Consider the following 16,892-nt stretch of genomic DNA (forward strand, 5'->3'; position numbering starts at 1 on the left):
AATTTATGTCGAGACACAAAAAAGCCAGCTAATTAGCTGGCTTTCAATTGATTATGTTAAAACGTTAAAATAACGCTTTATTATCAAATTATTTTTTCTTTTTAACAGCTTTAGCATTTGGTAAATCGGTAATTGAACCTTCAAAAATTTCAGCCGCTAAGCCAATAGATTCATTCAACGTTGGGTGAGCATGAATTGTTAAACCAACATCTTCAGCATCAGCGCCCATTTCAATCGCTAAACATACTTCACCAAGCATTTCGCCAGCGTTAATACCAACAATTGCGCCACCTAATACACGACCGGTTTCTTTTTCGAAGATCATCTTAGTTTTACCTTCAGTACGTGCAGAAGCAATAGCACGACCAGAAGCAGCCCAAGGGAAGTTAGCAACTTCAATGTTCAAACCTTGCTCTTTCGCTTCACGCTCTGTTACACCTACCCAAGCCATTTCTGGATCAGTATAAGCAATTGAAGGAATACAACGTGGTTCAAAAGTATGTTTCTTACCAGAGATCACTTCAGCAGCACAATGCGCTTCATGTACAGCTTTATGAGCAAGCATAGGTTGACCAACAACATCGCCAATGGCGAAAATGTGATTAACGTTAGTACGAAGCTCATTTGTTACGTTAATAAAACCACGTTCATCAACATTAACACCCGCTTTGTCTGCAGCAACTAAGTGGCCATTTGGCTTACGGCCAACAGCAACTAATATTTTGTCGTAGCGCACTTTCTCAGCCGGAGCATTTTTACCTTCAAAAGTGACATACAAACCATCGTCTTTTGCTTCAACAGCAACCACTTTAGTTGACAACATGATGTTGAATTTATTCTTGTTGAAGTTAGTGTAAACCTTAACAATGTCTTTATCAGCCGCTGGAACTAGTTGATCAGCAAATTCCACAACAGAAACATTTGAACCTAGTGCTTTATAAACCGTACCCATTTCTAGGCCGATAATACCGCCACCAAGTACTAACATTTCTTTTGGTATATCTTGAAGCTCTAATGCACCCGTTGAGTCGATAACACGAGGATCTTCAGTTGGAATAAAAGGTAAATCAACCACTGATGAACCAGCAGCAATAATCGCATTATCAAAAGTAATAGTTGTTTTGCCGTCTGCACCTTCAACTTCAATGGTTTTATCTGAAGTGAATTTACCGTAACCAAATACTGTTTTAACTTTACGTGCTTTGGCCATTCCGCCTAAACCACCCGTTAATTGACCAACAACGCTTTCTTTCCAGTCGCGAATTTTGTCTAAATCAATTTTAGGAGTACCAAAAGTAACACCATGTGATGCCATTGCTGCCGCATCGTCAATAACTTTAGCTACGTGTAAAAGTGCTTTTGAAGGGATACAACCCACATTCAAACAAACGCCACCAAGCGTCTCACGGCTTTCAACTAAAATTACGTCTAAACCTAAATCTGCTGCGCGAAATGCTGCTGAATAGCCACCAGGACCCGCACCTAAAACTACTACTTGAGTTTTAATATCGTTACTCATGCTAACCTCAAAAATTGATGTATGTATTGCTGGTTTTGCCAGCCTATATTTGCCGAACCTAATTAAGAGCGTGAACAATTAATTTATCAGCATTTTCATTATTTCTTACTTGTCGGCGATTTTACTTAAACCGCACTAGGATCGCCATCTTTAAATCAGTAATTATCAGCATAAAGTTGGTATAAGTGAAATTAATCAATATCTTTCACTTTACCAACTTTATGTCATCTTACTGATTAGCTTCAAACGACATTAGGCAAATTATAAAATGAGTTTCCTAATGTCACTCATCACACTTGCCAGATGTACAGTAAAGCGTGCCGCTAACGCGCCGTCAATTACACGATGGTCGTAAGACATCGATAATGGCAACATTAACTTAGGCTCAAAGTCTTTACCATTCCATTTAGGTTTCATTTCTGATTTAGAAACGCCTAAAATGGCCACTTCTGGAGCATTAACAATCGGCGTAAATGCCGTACCGCCAATACCACCTAGGCTAGAAATAGTAAAACAACCACCTTGCATATCTGTCGCTTTTAACTTGCCATCACGTGCTTTCATGCTGATTTCAAGTAATTCACGCGATAACTGATGAATGCCCTTTTGATCTACATCACGCACTACAGGTACAACTAAACCGTTAGGCGTATCAACCGCAACACCAATGTGAATATACTTTTTAAGGATTAAGCTTTCGCCATCTTCACTTAAGCTTGAATTAAACACTGGGAAAGCTCGAAGTGCATCAGCAGCTGCTTTTAAAATAAACACCAATGGGGTGATTTTAAAGCCAAGCTTTTGCTTTTCACAAATAACATTTTGCTCTTTGCGGAACGCTTCAACATTAGTAATATCAGCTTCATCAAATTGTGTAACATGCGGAATAGTTACCCAATTACGATGTAAGAATGGTCCAGATATTTTCTGAATACGCGTTAACGCTTTCGTTTCAATTTCACCAAACTTAGAAAAATCGATTTGCTTAGCACTAACAACTTGTAAACCACCTTCACCAGACGCTACTGAACTACCCGCATTAGCTTTCGGACGAGACAATTCATATTTAACATATGACTGAACATCTTCTTTTAATATACGGCCTTTACGTCCAGAACCTTTTACTAAAGTTAAATCGACACCAAATTCACGCGCTATACGGCGAATTGAAGGTGAAGTGTAGATAGCACTCGCATTCGTTAATCCCATTTGCGGGTGATGCGGTACAGGCGCGGCTTTTTTAGCTGAAGGTGCTGGAGTTGCAACCGTTGCTGTTTTAGCCGCAGGAGCAGGTGCTGCAGGCGCTTCTTCAGCAGGTGCATCCGATGAAGTTTCAAGCTTGATAACAATAGAGCCTTGTTTAACTTTATCACCCGTGCTGATCAACACTTCTTTTACTGTGCCGGCATGTGATGACGGTACATCCATTGTAGCTTTATCAGTTTCTAAAGTAATTAAACCGTCTTCAGCTTCAATAACATCACCAACAGCAACGAGTACGTCAATAACATCAACTTCACCGTCTTCACCAATATCTGGCACGGCAATATCAATAACTTCACTGCTTGTTGCAGGTGCTGATTTTTCAGCAGCAGGTGCTTGCGTTTCTGCCGGAGCTTCTGACGTTGAATCAGCTTCAGCCGGAGCACTTGATGAAGTTTCAAGCTTAATAACAATTGAACCTTGCTTAACTTTATCACCAGTATTAATGAAAACTTCTTTTACTTTGCCAGCGTGCGGAGAAGGCACGTCCATGGTGGCTTTATCAGTTTCTAGTGTAATCAAGCCATCTTCAGCTTCGATTACATCACCAACAGCAACTAGCACTTCAATTACGTCAACTTCGCCATCTTCACCAATATCAGGTACGGCAATCTCGATAACTTCACTACTTGTTGCAGCTGCAGGTGCTTTTTCTTCAGCAGGCGCTTCAGCTTCTACTTCTGGCTCAGCTTTTGTTTCAGCTTCATCAGGTGTTGGTGCTTCATCGGCACTGCCTGAAGCAGCACCTTTCATTTCAGCGATAACATCGCCTTCTTTAATTTTGTCGCCAACTTTAACAGAAAGCGCAACAAGTTCACCCGCAAACGGTGCTGGGATATCCATTGATGCTTTATCTGTTTCAACAGTAATAATACCTTCGTCGGCTTCTAAACTATCGCCAACCGCAAAGCATATTTCGATAACTTCTACTTCATCGCCACCGACATCTGGGACTAGAATTTTTTCAATATCAGACATTTCTTAATTCCTTATCTAGTCTTAATTACGCGTAAAGCGGATTAAGTTTGTCAGCATTAATGTTAAAGCGTTTAATCGCTTCACTTACTACAGTGCGTTTAATATCACCACGATTTGCCAATTCAAAAAGAGCAGCTACAACAATGTAGTTTTGATCCACTTCAAAATGTTGACGTAAATTATCGCGACTATCACTGCGACCGAAACCGTCTGTACCTAAAACGCGGTATTCAGTGTTGATGTATGCGCGTACTTGGTCAGAATAGTTTTTAACATAATCTGTTGCAGCAATCGCTGGACCACTATCTGCGGTAATGATCTTTGAAAGATAAGCTGTTTTTTGCTTGCTTTCAGGGTGTAGCATGTTCCAACGCGTTACTTCTTGGCCTTCACGTGCTAATTCATTGAATGAAGTAACAGAATATACATCACTTGATATACCGTAATCAGCTGACAAAATTTGTGCTGCTTCACGCACTTTTTGTAAAATTGTGCCTGAGCCCATTAGTTGAACATTCGCTTTTGCCTTTTTAGCTTCAACGCGTTCAAGTTGGTAAATACCTTTAATGATTTCGTCTTCAACCGTTTTGTTTTCTGGCATAGCCGGATGTTGATAGTTTTCATTCATTAGCGTTAAGTAGAAGAAAACATTTTCATTTTCTTCGTACATGCGACGTAAACCTTCACGCACAATAACGGCAATTTCATAACCGTAAGTTGGATCATAAGTAACACAGTTAGGGATTAAACCAGCTTGCACATGTGAATGACCATCTTGATGTTGTAAACCTTCACCATTAAGCGTTGTTCTACCGGCTGTTGCACCTAATAAGAAACCACGCGCTTGGCTATCGCCAGCTGCCCATGCTAAGTCACCAACACGTTGAAAACCAAACATTGAATAGTAAATATAGAAAGGAATTGTTGTTGCATTACAGGTTGAGTAAGACGTACCAGAAGCAACCCAAGACGCCATAGCGCCTAGCTCGTTAATACCTTCTTGTAACACTTGGCCTTTTTTGTCTTCACGGTAATAAGCAACTTGATCAGCATCTTGTGGAATATATTTTTGACCTTCGCTAGCATAAATACCGACTTGGCGGAATAAACCTTCCATACCAAAAGTACGTGCTTCGTCAGGAATAATAGGCACAATACGCTTACCGATTTTCTTGTCTTTTAATAAGCTGTTAAGCACACGAACAAAAGTCATTGTTGATGAAACTTCACGCTCACCTGAACCTTTCAAAATAGGCTCAAATATTTTTAATGCTGGAATATCAAGCGATTCTTCCGCTTGTACACGGCGCGCAGGTAATGAACCACCTAATGCTTCACGACGTGCTTTCATATATTTAAATTCTTCACTGTCTTCAGGGAATTTGAAGAAAGGTAGGTCAGCAATATCATTATCACTTACCGGAATATTAAAACGGTCACGGTAATGCTTAAGTGAATCAACGTCCATTTTCTTCACGTTATGAGCGATGTTTAATGCTTCACCTGATGCACCTAAACCAAAACCTTTAACTGTTTTCGCTAAGATAACTGTTGGGCGACCTTTAGTTTCCATTGCACGCTTGTATGCTGCGTAAACTTTAACTGGGTCATGACCACCACGATTTAAGCGGTAAATATCTTCATCTGACATATTAGCCACTAGTGCCGCAGTTTCAGGATACTTATTGAAGAAGTTTTCGCGTGTGTACTTGCCACCTTTAGCTTTACAGTTCTGGTATTCACCATCAACAGTTTCACTCATCAGTTGCAATAATTTACCTGAGGTATCACGTGCAATTAGTGCATCCCAGTAAGAACCCCAAATAACTTTTACTACTTCCCAGCCTGCGCCACGGAATGTACCTTCAAGTTCTTGAATAATTTTACCGTTACCACGAACAGGACCATCTAAACGTTGTAAATTACAGTTAATAACAAAAGTTAAGTTATCAAGGCCTTCACGAGTTGCTAAACCAATAGCACCTAATGATTCTGGCTCATCAGTTTCGCCGTCACCCAAGAAACAATAAACGCGTTGACCAGAACAATCTTTAATACCACGGTCAGTTAAATACTTAAGGAAACGCGCAGTATATATAGCTTGTAATGGACCTAAGCCCATTGAAACAGTAGGGAACTGCCAAAAGTCGGGCATTAAATGCGGATGAGGGTATGAAGACAAACCTTTACCATCACACTCTTGGCGGAAGTTATTCATTTGATCTTCAGTTAAACGCCCTTCTAAGAAAGCACGTGAATAAATACCTGGAGAAATATGACCTTGAGCAAAAATAAAGTCACCACCGTCTTTATCAGACGCGGCTCTAAAGAAGTGGTTAAAACCTACATCGTATAACATGGCAGAAGAAGCGAAGCTGCCAATGTGTCCACCAAGCTCTAAATCTTTTTTAGATGCACGTAAAACCAATACTAAAGCATTCCAACGAATAGCAGCACGAATACGAGCTTCAATCGTTTGGTCAGCCGGCATATGCGGCTCTAACCCTGGTGGAATAGTATTTACATAAGCAGTTTTGGCATCAAACGGTAAATGTGTACCGCTGCGACGGGCTCTATCTATTAACTTTTCAAGTAGAAAATGAGCACGTTCAGGGCCTTCATTTTCTAACACAGACTCCATTGATTCCAACCATTCTTGGGTTTCCATTGAATCAATATCTTGATTTGGGAGCTCAGACATAATTACTTAGTCTCCATTAGTTATTTGTTAAGTAAATTTAGTTGTTTAAAGATAGCTGCTTTTGAGCAGATAACCTTAATTCGTATTGTTTTGTATCAGTTAAATACTGTTTATAAATGATGAATCGGCACATTGAGCCACCTTTATCATTAATTAAGTATCTATTCTTGCTCGTTTCATTCTTCGTATTGAACGTTCCATACGACTATTTTCCTGCGACATTTTTAATAGCACTTCTTCAATAAAAGCTAAATGTCGATGGCTGGCTCCCCAAGCAGCTTGGGGTTTACCACTGACAATCGCACTCATTAAGCGCGTACGATAATCAGATATTCGGCTAAACACGTCTGGTCGCTTAGCCAAGGTTGTTAAATTTTTCTCAATATTATCAATCAGCAATGGCGCCATACTTGTGGCTAAATGTAAAATAACGGCATTATGACTTGCACCACATATAGCAATGTAAAACTCAAAAACAGCCTCAGCTTCAAGACGATAACTATCTTCTAACTGTGCTGTGCCAATATTGTCATGCTTACGCTGAATTTCATCAAAATCTGCTTGGGTGCCTCGCATAGCAGCGTAATAAGCTGACATACCTTCAATACCATGGCGAAACTCTAATAAATCAAATTGCGATTCTTTACTGTTAGCCATTAAATCGAATAGAGGGTCAGACAGCCCACTTAAGACTTTATCACTTACAAATGTACCGCCGCCTTGACGACGGGTAACCAAATTTTTTGCTTCTAACTTTTGAATGGCTTCGCGTAATGAAGGTCGAGAAACATCAAACTGTTTCGCTAACTCTCGCTCGGCTGGTAATTTTTGCCCTGGCTTTAAGCTACCTTCTAGGATCATTGTCTCAAGCTGAGCCAAAATTATATCTGACAACTTAGCTTGCTTTACCGGCTTTTCAATATTCGGAATCGACATTTAAAACCCTTAATTATTCAGATAAAACGTATCTAAATTCATTAACTCAAATCGCAAATCACGTGGTAAATTGGTCTTACCATTTGATATTTTGAGATATAATGTAGCAAATGAATACGCTGTTGTAAACACAGTGCATAATTTATCGACAATACAATAAAGCATAATGTTAGTAGGTAAAGGGCAGCATCAAAGAGATAAAGGTAGCAATATCAACAAGTAAAAATAAGAAAAGTCGTTCTAAATCAATAATGATATATTTTAGAATATACCATTATTGATTTCACATTGTGAGAGAGAAATGGGTAAGTAAGTATTGAATAGAAATCAACATTACATTTCAGTAATAACCGTGGGTAAGGATCAACTTGAATTTTGTAATAAAAAGCGAATATAAATCAGGCGAATTTGGCTGATAGATCAAGTTATCAGCCAAAATTATTATGTCGCTGTTAAGATAATACGCCAGTTAATATAAGCGCCGCAATTACCGCTAAAAACAATAATAAAGTTCGCTTGGCTAATTTTACTAACAAACAAGGCTCTGCAGTACAGTCGTCAGCATCGACCATGAAATCTTCAGACATTTGTGCAACGGCAATTAATACCTTACTAGGTGGCTTTTCAAACTCAAATAAGTTTTCCAACCAAACCGGCATAGCTTTCGAAAAGTGGCCAACAAACATATAACCAAAAGCGACTAACCTCACAGGCAACCAATCTACCCAAAATAATAGTCTTTGATTGCTTTGGTTAACTTCTTGTCTGCTTTTTTTATCAACTTCAGTATTGTCTATTTCAATATTATGCTCTGCTGTATTATCACCCGATTTAGCTTCGCAAATATCCAGTTCATTTGAGCATTCATTCACCGTAGTCAGTAAGCGATAAAATAAAGCGCCGGCTGGGCCAAACAGTACGAAAAACAACATAACAGCAATAAAGTAGCGATAGTTTAGCCAAACCATCGTTTGACCAAAGCCCATATTGCCAATGTTTTTATCTTGTTGCAGTTGCAATTGCTGAAATTCACAACTGGTTAACTCTCCTTTAAAAGCCGACACTAAATAACTTTTATAGGCGTCGCGTGTTTTCATACAACCAAAACAAACAATCAGTATTAATGTAGAAGCAATTAAGTAAAGTAAGGCGTTATCAATTTGCGCTAGTAAAAAGTAACAACCTATCACTGGAATAAAAATAACCGCATAACTTAGCACGATAGAGTTTTTAAAATCTGCCAGTAACTTCGTCCGCTTAATTACTGTCATATATCGTTGGTATAATGTAGAAAATTGCCAAGCGCTTGATGACAAATAACGCTCCGCGGCTAATGCAATTAATAAACTAATTAAGCTCATTGTGGTTTACCCATTAAAAAAGTTTTTAGTTTTAGTATTTAGCTAACAGTTATAGTCAACTCACTAAAGTCGATTGTATCATCCAAAGCTAACATTTAATTTAAATGACAGCTTGTAGTTGATAACTTGTTCGTAATCTTGTTTATTTATTAACTTTGCTGACCATTAAAGCTTGAAAGTGTTGCCAATCAAAAGCTTCTCCGGGGTCTGTTTTTCGCCCCGGGGCAATATCACAATGTCCAACAATATTATTTTTCATCGCAGGATAAGTATCAATCAAACATCGGCTCAAAAGAGTCAGTTGTTGGTATTGCGCTTCAGTATAAGGAATATCATCAGTGCCTTCTAGTTCAATTCCGATTGAAAAATCATTACATTTTTCTCGGCTTTTATAAGCCGAAACACCAGCGTGCCATGCTTTATCGTTGAATGAAACATACTGAATAATATGACCATTGCGTTGAATTAAACAATGCGCAGAAACACGAATGTTATATATGTTTTCAAAATAGGGATGAATATTGGGGTCTAAATTACCGAGAAAAAAATTGGTTATGTGATCACCACCAAACTGCCCTGGAGGTAAAGAAATATTATGCACAACCAATAAGTTGATTGCTTCACCTGCCGTTCGGGGCTCAAAATGACTAGAACGTTGTATTTCAGCATGGTTTAACCAACCTGCCTCAATGATGAGTTCAGGGCTATTTTCCCCGCCATTTGTCAAAAATGACATACAATAATTCACACCTTAAATTCACACCTTGTTTATCAAAGCACTATTACATAGTAAAGTTAGCACCAGAACAAGGTAATAAATTAATCTAAATGATGGGCAAATATGACTAAAAATGACACTTCAACAAATTTTGGCAAAAGTTTTGTCTGGATAGCCTGGTTGATCGGCATTGCATTATTAGTGTTTGTGTTTCAAGATTTGTTAGACGCCCAATATAACCCGAACGAAACACCACAATTGTCTTTACAACCCAACGGTAAAGCAGCAGTTACCTTGCAACAAAACCGCCAAGGACATTATGTAACCAATGGCGATATAAATGGCACACAAGTTACTTTTTTACTTGATACTGGTGCCACGCACGTTTCTATTCCAGGGCACATAGCAAAAAACTTATCGTTAGAAGCTCAAGGTCAAATGCGAGTACAAACAGCTAATGGCACTATTACGGTTTATCAAACACAAATAAATGAATTACGCATTGGCAATATCTATCTGTATAATGTTGCTGCGAATATCAACCCGAGTATGGCTGCTGATGAAATTCTGTTGGGCATGAGCGCCCTAAAAAGAGTAGAATTTAGCCAAACCGGAAAACAACTAATTTTACGAGAGCAGTATTAAATGTTACCAGCATCATTATTACACGACATCACCAAAACCGTTACTTGGGCATTATGTGAAGACTTAGGCGTAAATAGCTATAGCGAACTTGCTACCAGTAGTGATATTACCGCTGAATTAATTCCTGCACAAAACCAAGCGGTAGCCAATATTATAAGCCGTGACGAATGCGTAATTTGTGGTGTAGCTTGGGTAAATGAAGTATTTAAGCAGCTTGATAGTATTTATAATACAACTACTAAGATCACTTGGTTTGTTAACGACGGACAACATGTAACAGCGAATACCACGTTATTTGAATTAGCCGGCAATGCCCGTATTTTATTAACCGGTGAGCGTACCGCATTAAATTTTTTACAAAGCCTCTCAGGTACGGCAACCATAACAAGTTCATACGTTAAACACCTTACAGGTACAACAACCAAATTACTCGATACACGTAAAACCTTGCCAGGCCTTCGTAGCGCGCAAAAATACGCCGTAACTTGTGGCGGCGGTGTTAATCATAGAATTGGCTTGTTTGATGCTTTCTTAATTAAAGAGAATCATATAGCCGCTTGTGGTTCGATAGAAAAAGCCATTAGTACAGCACGCATTAATCATGCTGATAAAACCGTTGAAGTTGAAGTTGAAAGCATAGCAGAGTTAACTCAAGCACTAAACGCAGGTGCCGACATCATTATGCTAGATAACTTTAGTACTGAAATGATCGAGCAAGCCGTTAAGTTAACCACTGATATATCGGCAGGTAACACGAAGTTAGAAGTTTCAGGCAACATGACCTTAGCTACACTAAAAGACTATGCGAAATCAGGCGTAGATTTTATCTCGGTAGGCGCACTAACAAAACACGTACAAGCAGTAGACCTTTCGATGCGCTTTGTATAATGGATAGCTGCGTATAATAAGTATTTATTCAACTTCGCTATAACAGTTAAGTATTAAACATCTAAACCTTTAGCAGGCACTATTTAAAAAACGCCTGCTGATACTATTAAAGTTTACCTCAAATGATTCCAAGCTACTAAATTTAACATGCTTAAATCAACAACAAACTAATTTTGTATTAGCTAAAAATCAACTTTAGATTTAGCTAAGATTTTGTTAAATGCCATAAAATTTAGAAATAGAGCGTTAAAAATGGCTTAAATTGTAAAAAAATTAAAAAATATCGTCACAATGTTTTACATTTAGCAAATTTTGTCGCAGTATCAATTCAGCCCCCGTAATTATGTATGGAATTTAAAACAATGAAAAAACTAAATACAATGAAAAAAGCTCAAGGTTTTACTCTAATTGAATTAATGATCGTAGTAGCGATTATCGGTATTTTAGCCGCGGTAGCATTACCGGCTTATCAAAGTTACTCTGATCGTGCTAAATACTCGGAAGTAGTATTAGCTGCTGGTTCAGCACAAACAGATATTGAAGTTTGTGTACAAACAGGAACAGGTGGTGCTGCTGCTACACCGGCAGACTGCTCAACCATTCCAAATAAAGCAGGTTGGTCTGCTGGTACTGCAGTGACTAGCGTTACTCTTGGTGGTTCTGCCGCTGCTGGTTATACTATTTCAGTAGTTCCTGTAGAAGCTGGAAGTATTTTAGCCGCTGATACGTATGTATTGACTGGTACTGTCGCTAACGGAGCTGTTACTTGGGCTAAATCTGGCGGTTGTGTAGCTAAAAGCTTATGTTAATTTTTGCTTAAATAAAAAGCTCCTTTTGGAGCTTTTTTTTTGCTTTGAATTAACAGAAATTGTTTTTTGTTTTTCCTGACTAATATAGTTACACTGTAACTTGCAGTTATTAATAGTTTTATTAAGAGATCTATGAAAGGACTTCATCAACAATCAAGCCTGCTATCTGCCTTAACTAAGCATAATATTGTGCCTAGCGATAAAGCAGAAACAATTAGTGCCGATTTTATCCAACAAAAAAAACCTTTTATTCGTTATTTAGTTGAAGATAAAAGCATTAATGCAGAAGATATTGCGAGCACCTTGTGCCGCAGCTTTGGCTGTCCGTTAATTGACCTAGCAAATTTCGATACCAGCTTGGTACCGGAGGGTGTACGTAATGAAAAATTAATTCGTAAACACCATGCCCTGCCGTTATATCTTCGTGGTAAAGTGCTATTCGTCGCTATGTCTGACCCAACAAATCTTGATGCTCTAGAAGAAATTCAGTTCAATACGGGTTTTTCTACAGAATTAGTTCTTGCCAACGATACAGCACTAACTGCCTGCATTGAGAAAATATTAGAAGAAGATAGCGACGCCCTTGATATTTCCGACATGGACGCGGAAGAGTTAGCCGGTATAGACGTTCAAGAAGAACGTCAAGAAGAAGATAATATTGGCGGCGGTGACAAAGAAGATGCGCCGATTGTTGTCTATATAAATAAAATATTACTCGACGCCATTCGCAAAGGTGCGTCAGATTTACATTTCGAACCTTATGAAAAGTCTTATCGTATTCGTTTTCGTATTGACGGTATTCTAAACGAAGTTGCTAAACCGCCAATTTCACTAGCTTCTCGTATGGCTGCCCGATTAAAGGTGATGTCGAAATTAGATATTGCTGAACGTCGTGTCCCTCAAGATGGCCGTATAAAACTCGCCTTATCAAAAAAGAAATCGATTGATTTTCGTGTCAGTACCTTGCCCACCATGTGGGGTGAAAAAATAGTAATGCGTATTCTTGACTCGTCAAGTGCCATGCTAGGTATCGATATGCTCGGTTATGCACCAGCACAAAAGAAAATTTACATGGATGCCCTAGCACAGCCACAAGGTATGATACTCGTTACTGGGCCAACAGGTTCAGGAAAAACCGTATCTCTTTATACTGGCTTAAATATTTTAAATACTGAAGAGCGCAATATTTCAACCGCAGAAGACCCCGTTGAAATTAACCTCGATGGTATTAACCAAGTACAAATTAACACTCGCTCTGGCTTAACCTTCCCTAGTGCATTACGCTCATTTTTACGTCAAGATCCCGATATTGTTATGGTTGGTGAGATTCGCGACTTAGAAACCGCTGAAATAGCGATTAAAGCGGCACAAACAGGTCATTTGGTATTATCTACATTACATACTAATTCCGCAGCAGAAACATTAACCCGCTTATTAAACATGGGGTGCCGTCATATAACGTAGCCAGTTCAGTTTCTATTATTATTGCCCAACGACTCGCCCGACGCTTATGTATTCAATGTAAAGAAGAAGAACATATTCCAGAAAACGAATTGCTCGCTCAAGGTTTTTTACCTGAGCAACTTTCTGAGGTTAAATTATTTAAACCTGTTGGTTGTGATCTGTGCACTGGTGGATATAAAGGCCGAGTCGGTATTTACGAAGTAATAAAAATTAGTGAAATTACAGCAAATTTAATTATGACAGGCTCTAACTCATTAGACATTGCCGCACAATGTCAACGTGAAGGTTATAATAACTTACGCCAATCAGGCTTAGAAAAAGCAGCGCTGGGCGTAACCAGCTTAGAAGAAGTTAACAGGGTAACCAACGCTTAGTTATTTTAACTAAATAACCTAACGATTTGATATATTTATTTTTATAGTAATAATTTGAGTTAAATAGCTAATAATTGCCATCTAAGAACAATAGATATAAGCTAACTGCATTAATTACAGACTCTTCCCAGCTTAAATCCACAAGGTAAAGCTGGGTATTAACTAAGCATTTACGAAGCACTTTCTAGACACTTTCTAGAAACTAAAAATTAGGTTAAGCGAATGGCTGTTACTTCGACAAAAACAAAAGATAAAAAAAGCAAAGTCAAATCAGTAGATGTTTATAAATGGCAAGGTCTCAATCGTAAAGGTAAAAAAATAAGTGGTGAGCTAAATGCCACCAGTATTTTAGAGCTTAAAGCCCAGTTACGTAAGCAAGGTATAACGCCTGGTAAAATCAGTAAAAAGGCTAAACCATTATTTGGCTTAGGAGGCGATAAAAAAATCCTCCCGGCAGACATCGCCGTAGTCACTCGTCAAATTGCCACTATGCTAGGCGCAGGCGTACCTTTAGTACAAACCATTGAAATGATTAGCTCAGGCCACAGCAATGGCAATATGCAGAAGTTACTGAGTACTATAGGTAATAAATTACAATCTGGTATCCCGCTTTCTGAGTGCTTGCGCGAACATCCACAATACTTTGATGACTTATATTGTGATTTGGTCAACTCTGGTGAGCAATCAGGTGCGCTTGAAACTATATATGACCGGGTTGCCACATATAAAGAAAAGGCAGAAGCGTTAAAAGCCAAAATTAAAAAAGCGATGACTTATCCCATTTCTGTATTAGTCATCGCTTTTGTTGTAACCGCTATTTTATTAATATTTGTTGTCCCTGTATTCCAAGAAATATTTGCAAACTTTGGGGCTGAGTTACCTGCGTTCACTTTATTAGTTATAGCAATATCTGAATTTATGCAGGCTTATTGGTACTTTGGTCTTGCGGCTATTTTTGCTGCAGGATATTTCTTTAAAAAAGCACATTTAAACAGCCTTAGTTTTCGTGATAGCGTAGATAAGAAAATATTAAAGCTTCCAATCATTGGTGATGTACTTAAAAAAGCTGCAGTTGCTCGTTATGCTCGAACACTTTCAACAACCTTTGCCGCCGGTGTGCCTTTGCCCGATGCACTAGAATCTGCTGCTGGCGCTTCAGGTAATGCAGTTTTTCGTGATGCTATACTAGAAATACGCGCTGAAGTTACTTCTGGTATGCAAATGAATTTAGCCATGCGAAATTGTGCCATATTCCCCGATATGGTTATTCAAATGGTTGCTATTGGTGAAGAGTCTGGCGCCGTTGATGATATGTTAGCTAAAGTCGCGACAGTTTATGAGCAAGAAGTCGATAATGCGGTTGATAACTTAACCACTTTATTAGAGCCTATGATAATGGCTGTTTTAGGTGTGGTTATCGGTGGTTTGATTATTGCCATGTATTTACCGATTTTTCAAATTGGTATGGTGGTATAAAGGCCAATTTGAAAGGCTACTTTACAGAAAAATAAAACGATGCTTGTCATCGTTTTTTTATTACCATAGCAAACCTAGCTTTAGTGCACGTTAATAGATTTACATAAATTCGAGGCAACAATTTTGACCGATATGATTACCCTGATGACAAATTCTCCAGCTTATTTCTACACTATAGTGGTAGTTTTTTCTTTATTGATTGGGAGCTTTTTGAATGTTGTTATATATCGCTTACCTAAAATGCTTGAGCAAGGCTGGAAAAGTGAGTGCCGCGAGTTTCTTGCTGATGAATTAGCTAAACCCATACAAGTTGATGAAAGCCCAATCACGCTTTCGACACCAAGTTCTAGCTGCCCTAAATGCCAACATAAAATTCGTTTTTATGAAAATATTCCCGTTATAAGCTGGGTGTTTTTAAAGGGTAAGTGCAGCCAGTGTAAGGTTAAGATTTCGCTTCGCTATCCTATGGTTGAGCTTGCCACGGCAATGCTGAGTGTTGTTATTGCAGCTAATTATGGTGTTACTTTCACTACATTCATGCTTCTCGTATTAACTTGGGGGCTAATTTGTTTAACCTTGATTGATGTTGATCATATGTTATTGCCTGATCAAATTACGCTTCCGCTATTATGGTTAGGTTTATTGGTTAATATAAATGGAGCAATTGTTCCTTTGCATGACGCCGTTGTCGGTGCTGTTGCCGGTTACATGAGTTTATTCAGCATATTCTGGTTATTTAAGCTAATTACCGGCAAAGACGGTATGGGCCATGGTGATTTCAAGTTAGTTGCACTGTTTGGGGCATGGATAGGCTGGCAGTTATTACCATTACTCATTCTAATGGCATCGGCCGTTGGTGCGGTTATCGGCATTAGTTTAATGGTATTTAAAAATCATCAAAGAGAGCAAGCCATTCCTTTTGGTCCATATTTAGCAGTAGCGGGTTGGATTACGCTGCTTTGGGGTAATGGTATTTGGACTTGGTACTTAAGTACATTAACTTAAAGAAAGCTATAAAATCTTTAAGTTGTCTGTAACAGAAGCTTTCAGTAAATAATCGCACTCATTAAGCTAAACCAAACTAATAGCTTAAACAAACAAAGGCTCAAATATGTCTAAATTCATTATAGGTTTAACCGGTGGCATTGGTAGCGGAAAAACCACGGTTAGTGATATGTTTGCCAATTTAGATATCGATATTATTGATGCTGATATTGCCGCCCGTATTGTTGTAATGCCCGGTAGTAAAGCCCTTATTGCAATTGAAGCTTATTTTGGTTCTGATTTTATAACAGAAATGGGCGAGCTGAATAGAACAAAACTTCGCAGCCAAATTTTTAGTAATCTTGACGATAAAGCTTGGCTCAATAACCTATTACACCCGCTTATTCGTGAGGAAATATTAACTCAAATTTCAAAATCAACCAGCAGTTATTGTGTACTCGTTGCGCCTTTGTTAATTGAAAATGGCTTACAAAAATTAGTAAACCGAGTTTTAGTGATTAATATTGATGAAGCGCATCAAGTTGCTCGAACTGCTGCGCGCGATCCAAGCTCTGTGGCTGAAATAAAACGTATTATTGCGAGTCAAATGTCGAGTGAGCAACGCTTAAGTTTTGCAGATGATATTATCAACAACCAAGACCTTAGCTTAGATAATATTCGGCAGCAGGTTACAAAGTTAGATCAAAAATATCGTACTTTGTTACTCAATAATGAGAGATAATCCATTATAAATAAACGTGTGTAGACAGGTGTTT

Annotated in this window: 12 protein-coding genes and 1 pseudogene; 7 read left to right on the forward strand and 6 right to left on the reverse strand. The window is 38.5% G+C overall.

Going from position 1 to position 16,892, the window contains the following annotated elements; all coding sequences use genetic code 11:
• Nucleotides 1–88: 88 nt before the first annotated feature.
• The 6 genes from lpdA to ampD form a co-directional block, all read right to left on the reverse strand.
• Nucleotides 89–1,519 (reverse strand): dihydrolipoyl dehydrogenase, encoded by a 1,431-nt coding sequence (gene lpdA, locus DBO93_RS16040; RefSeq protein ID WP_108457242.1) that lies wholly within the window; start codon nt 1,517–1,519, stop codon nt 89–91.
• 261 nt (nt 1,520–1,780) lie between these two features.
• Nucleotides 1,781–3,760: a pyruvate dehydrogenase complex dihydrolipoyllysine-residue acetyltransferase gene (aceF, locus tag DBO93_RS16045; RefSeq protein WP_108457243.1), complete on the reverse strand. Its 1,980-nt coding sequence runs from the start codon at nt 3,758–3,760 to the stop codon at nt 1,781–1,783.
• 25 nt (nt 3,761–3,785) lie between these two features.
• Entirely contained in the window at nt 3,786–6,461 is a 2,676-nt protein-coding gene (aceE, locus tag DBO93_RS16050; RefSeq protein WP_108457244.1) for a pyruvate dehydrogenase (acetyl-transferring), homodimeric type, read from the reverse strand.
• Nucleotides 6,462–6,614: 153 nt separating this feature from the next.
• Nucleotides 6,615–7,382, reverse strand: a complete 768-nt coding sequence (gene pdhR / locus DBO93_RS16055; protein ID WP_108457892.1) for a pyruvate dehydrogenase complex transcriptional repressor PdhR — start codon at nt 7,380–7,382, stop codon at nt 6,615–6,617.
• A 467-nt stretch (nt 7,383–7,849) separates the two neighbouring features.
• Nucleotides 7,850–8,758, reverse strand: a complete 909-nt coding sequence (gene ampE / locus DBO93_RS16060) for a beta-lactamase regulator AmpE (RefSeq protein WP_108457245.1) — start codon at nt 8,756–8,758, stop codon at nt 7,850–7,852.
• A gap of 142 nt (nt 8,759–8,900) precedes the next feature.
• Nucleotides 8,901–9,494: a 1,6-anhydro-N-acetylmuramyl-L-alanine amidase AmpD gene (gene ampD / locus DBO93_RS16065; RefSeq protein WP_108457246.1), complete on the reverse strand. Its 594-nt coding sequence runs from the start codon at nt 9,492–9,494 to the stop codon at nt 8,901–8,903.
• Between the two features lie 105 nt (nt 9,495–9,599).
• On the opposite strand from ampD, the gene DBO93_RS16070 reads away from it, so the two are divergent.
• The 7 genes and pseudogenes from DBO93_RS16070 (at nt 9,600) to coaE (ending at nt 16,858) form a co-directional block, all read left to right on the forward strand.
• Nucleotides 9,600–10,121, forward strand: coding sequence for a TIGR02281 family clan AA aspartic protease (locus DBO93_RS16070; protein WP_108457247.1), 522 nt, complete (start codon nt 9,600–9,602; stop codon nt 10,119–10,121).
• Nucleotides 10,122–11,009: a carboxylating nicotinate-nucleotide diphosphorylase gene (nadC, locus tag DBO93_RS16075; RefSeq protein WP_108457248.1), complete on the forward strand. Its 888-nt coding sequence runs from the start codon at nt 10,122–10,124 to the stop codon at nt 11,007–11,009.
• Between the two features lie 362 nt (nt 11,010–11,371).
• Entirely contained in the window at nt 11,372–11,818 is a 447-nt protein-coding gene (locus DBO93_RS16080) for a prepilin-type N-terminal cleavage/methylation domain-containing protein (RefSeq protein WP_108457249.1), read from the forward strand.
• Nucleotides 11,819–11,950: 132 nt separating this feature from the next.
• Nucleotides 11,951–13,656: pseudogene (gene pilB, locus DBO93_RS16085) on the forward strand (type IV-A pilus assembly ATPase PilB).
• A 222-nt stretch (nt 13,657–13,878) separates the two neighbouring features.
• Nucleotides 13,879–15,132: a type II secretion system F family protein gene (locus DBO93_RS16090; RefSeq protein WP_108457250.1), complete on the forward strand. Its 1,254-nt coding sequence runs from the start codon at nt 13,879–13,881 to the stop codon at nt 15,130–15,132.
• A gap of 132 nt (nt 15,133–15,264) precedes the next feature.
• Nucleotides 15,265–16,137: an A24 family peptidase gene (locus tag DBO93_RS16095; RefSeq protein WP_108457893.1), complete on the forward strand. Its 873-nt coding sequence runs from the start codon at nt 15,265–15,267 to the stop codon at nt 16,135–16,137.
• 106 nt (nt 16,138–16,243) lie between these two features.
• Entirely contained in the window at nt 16,244–16,858 is a 615-nt protein-coding gene (gene coaE / locus DBO93_RS16100) for a dephospho-CoA kinase (protein WP_108457251.1), read from the forward strand.
• Nucleotides 16,859–16,892: the final 34 nt, after the last annotated feature.

The sequence above is a fragment of the Colwellia sp. Arc7-D genome (assembly GCF_003061515.1).
Classification (GTDB): Bacteria; Pseudomonadota; Gammaproteobacteria; order Enterobacterales; family Alteromonadaceae; genus Cognaticolwellia.

Excerpts from the sequence above, each read along its gene's own strand:
- lpdA (WP_108457242.1), bottom strand. The coding sequence starts at position 1,519 with ATGAGTAACGATATTAAAACTCAAGTAGTAGTTTTAGGTGCGGGTCCT.
- aceF (WP_108457243.1), bottom strand. The coding sequence starts at position 3,760 with ATGTCTGATATTGAAAAAATTCTAGTCCCAGATGTCGGTGGCGATGAA.
- aceE (WP_108457244.1), bottom strand. The coding sequence starts at position 6,461 with ATGTCTGAGCTCCCAAATCAAGATATTGATTCAATGGAAACCCAAGAA.
- ampE (WP_108457245.1), bottom strand. The coding sequence starts at position 8,758 with ATGAGCTTAATTAGTTTATTAATTGCATTAGCCGCGGAGCGTTATTTG.
- ampD (WP_108457246.1), bottom strand. The coding sequence starts at position 9,494 with ATGTCATTTTTGACAAATGGCGGGGAAAATAGCCCTGAACTCATCATT.
- DBO93_RS16070 (WP_108457247.1), top strand. The coding sequence starts at position 9,600 with ATGACTAAAAATGACACTTCAACAAATTTTGGCAAAAGTTTTGTCTGG.
- nadC (WP_108457248.1), top strand. The coding sequence starts at position 10,122 with ATGTTACCAGCATCATTATTACACGACATCACCAAAACCGTTACTTGG.
- DBO93_RS16080 (WP_108457249.1), top strand. The coding sequence starts at position 11,372 with ATGAAAAAACTAAATACAATGAAAAAAGCTCAAGGTTTTACTCTAATT.
- DBO93_RS16090 (WP_108457250.1), top strand. The coding sequence starts at position 13,879 with ATGGCTGTTACTTCGACAAAAACAAAAGATAAAAAAAGCAAAGTCAAA.
- DBO93_RS16095 (WP_108457893.1), top strand. The coding sequence starts at position 15,265 with ATGATTACCCTGATGACAAATTCTCCAGCTTATTTCTACACTATAGTG.
- coaE (WP_108457251.1), top strand. The coding sequence starts at position 16,244 with ATGTCTAAATTCATTATAGGTTTAACCGGTGGCATTGGTAGCGGAAAA.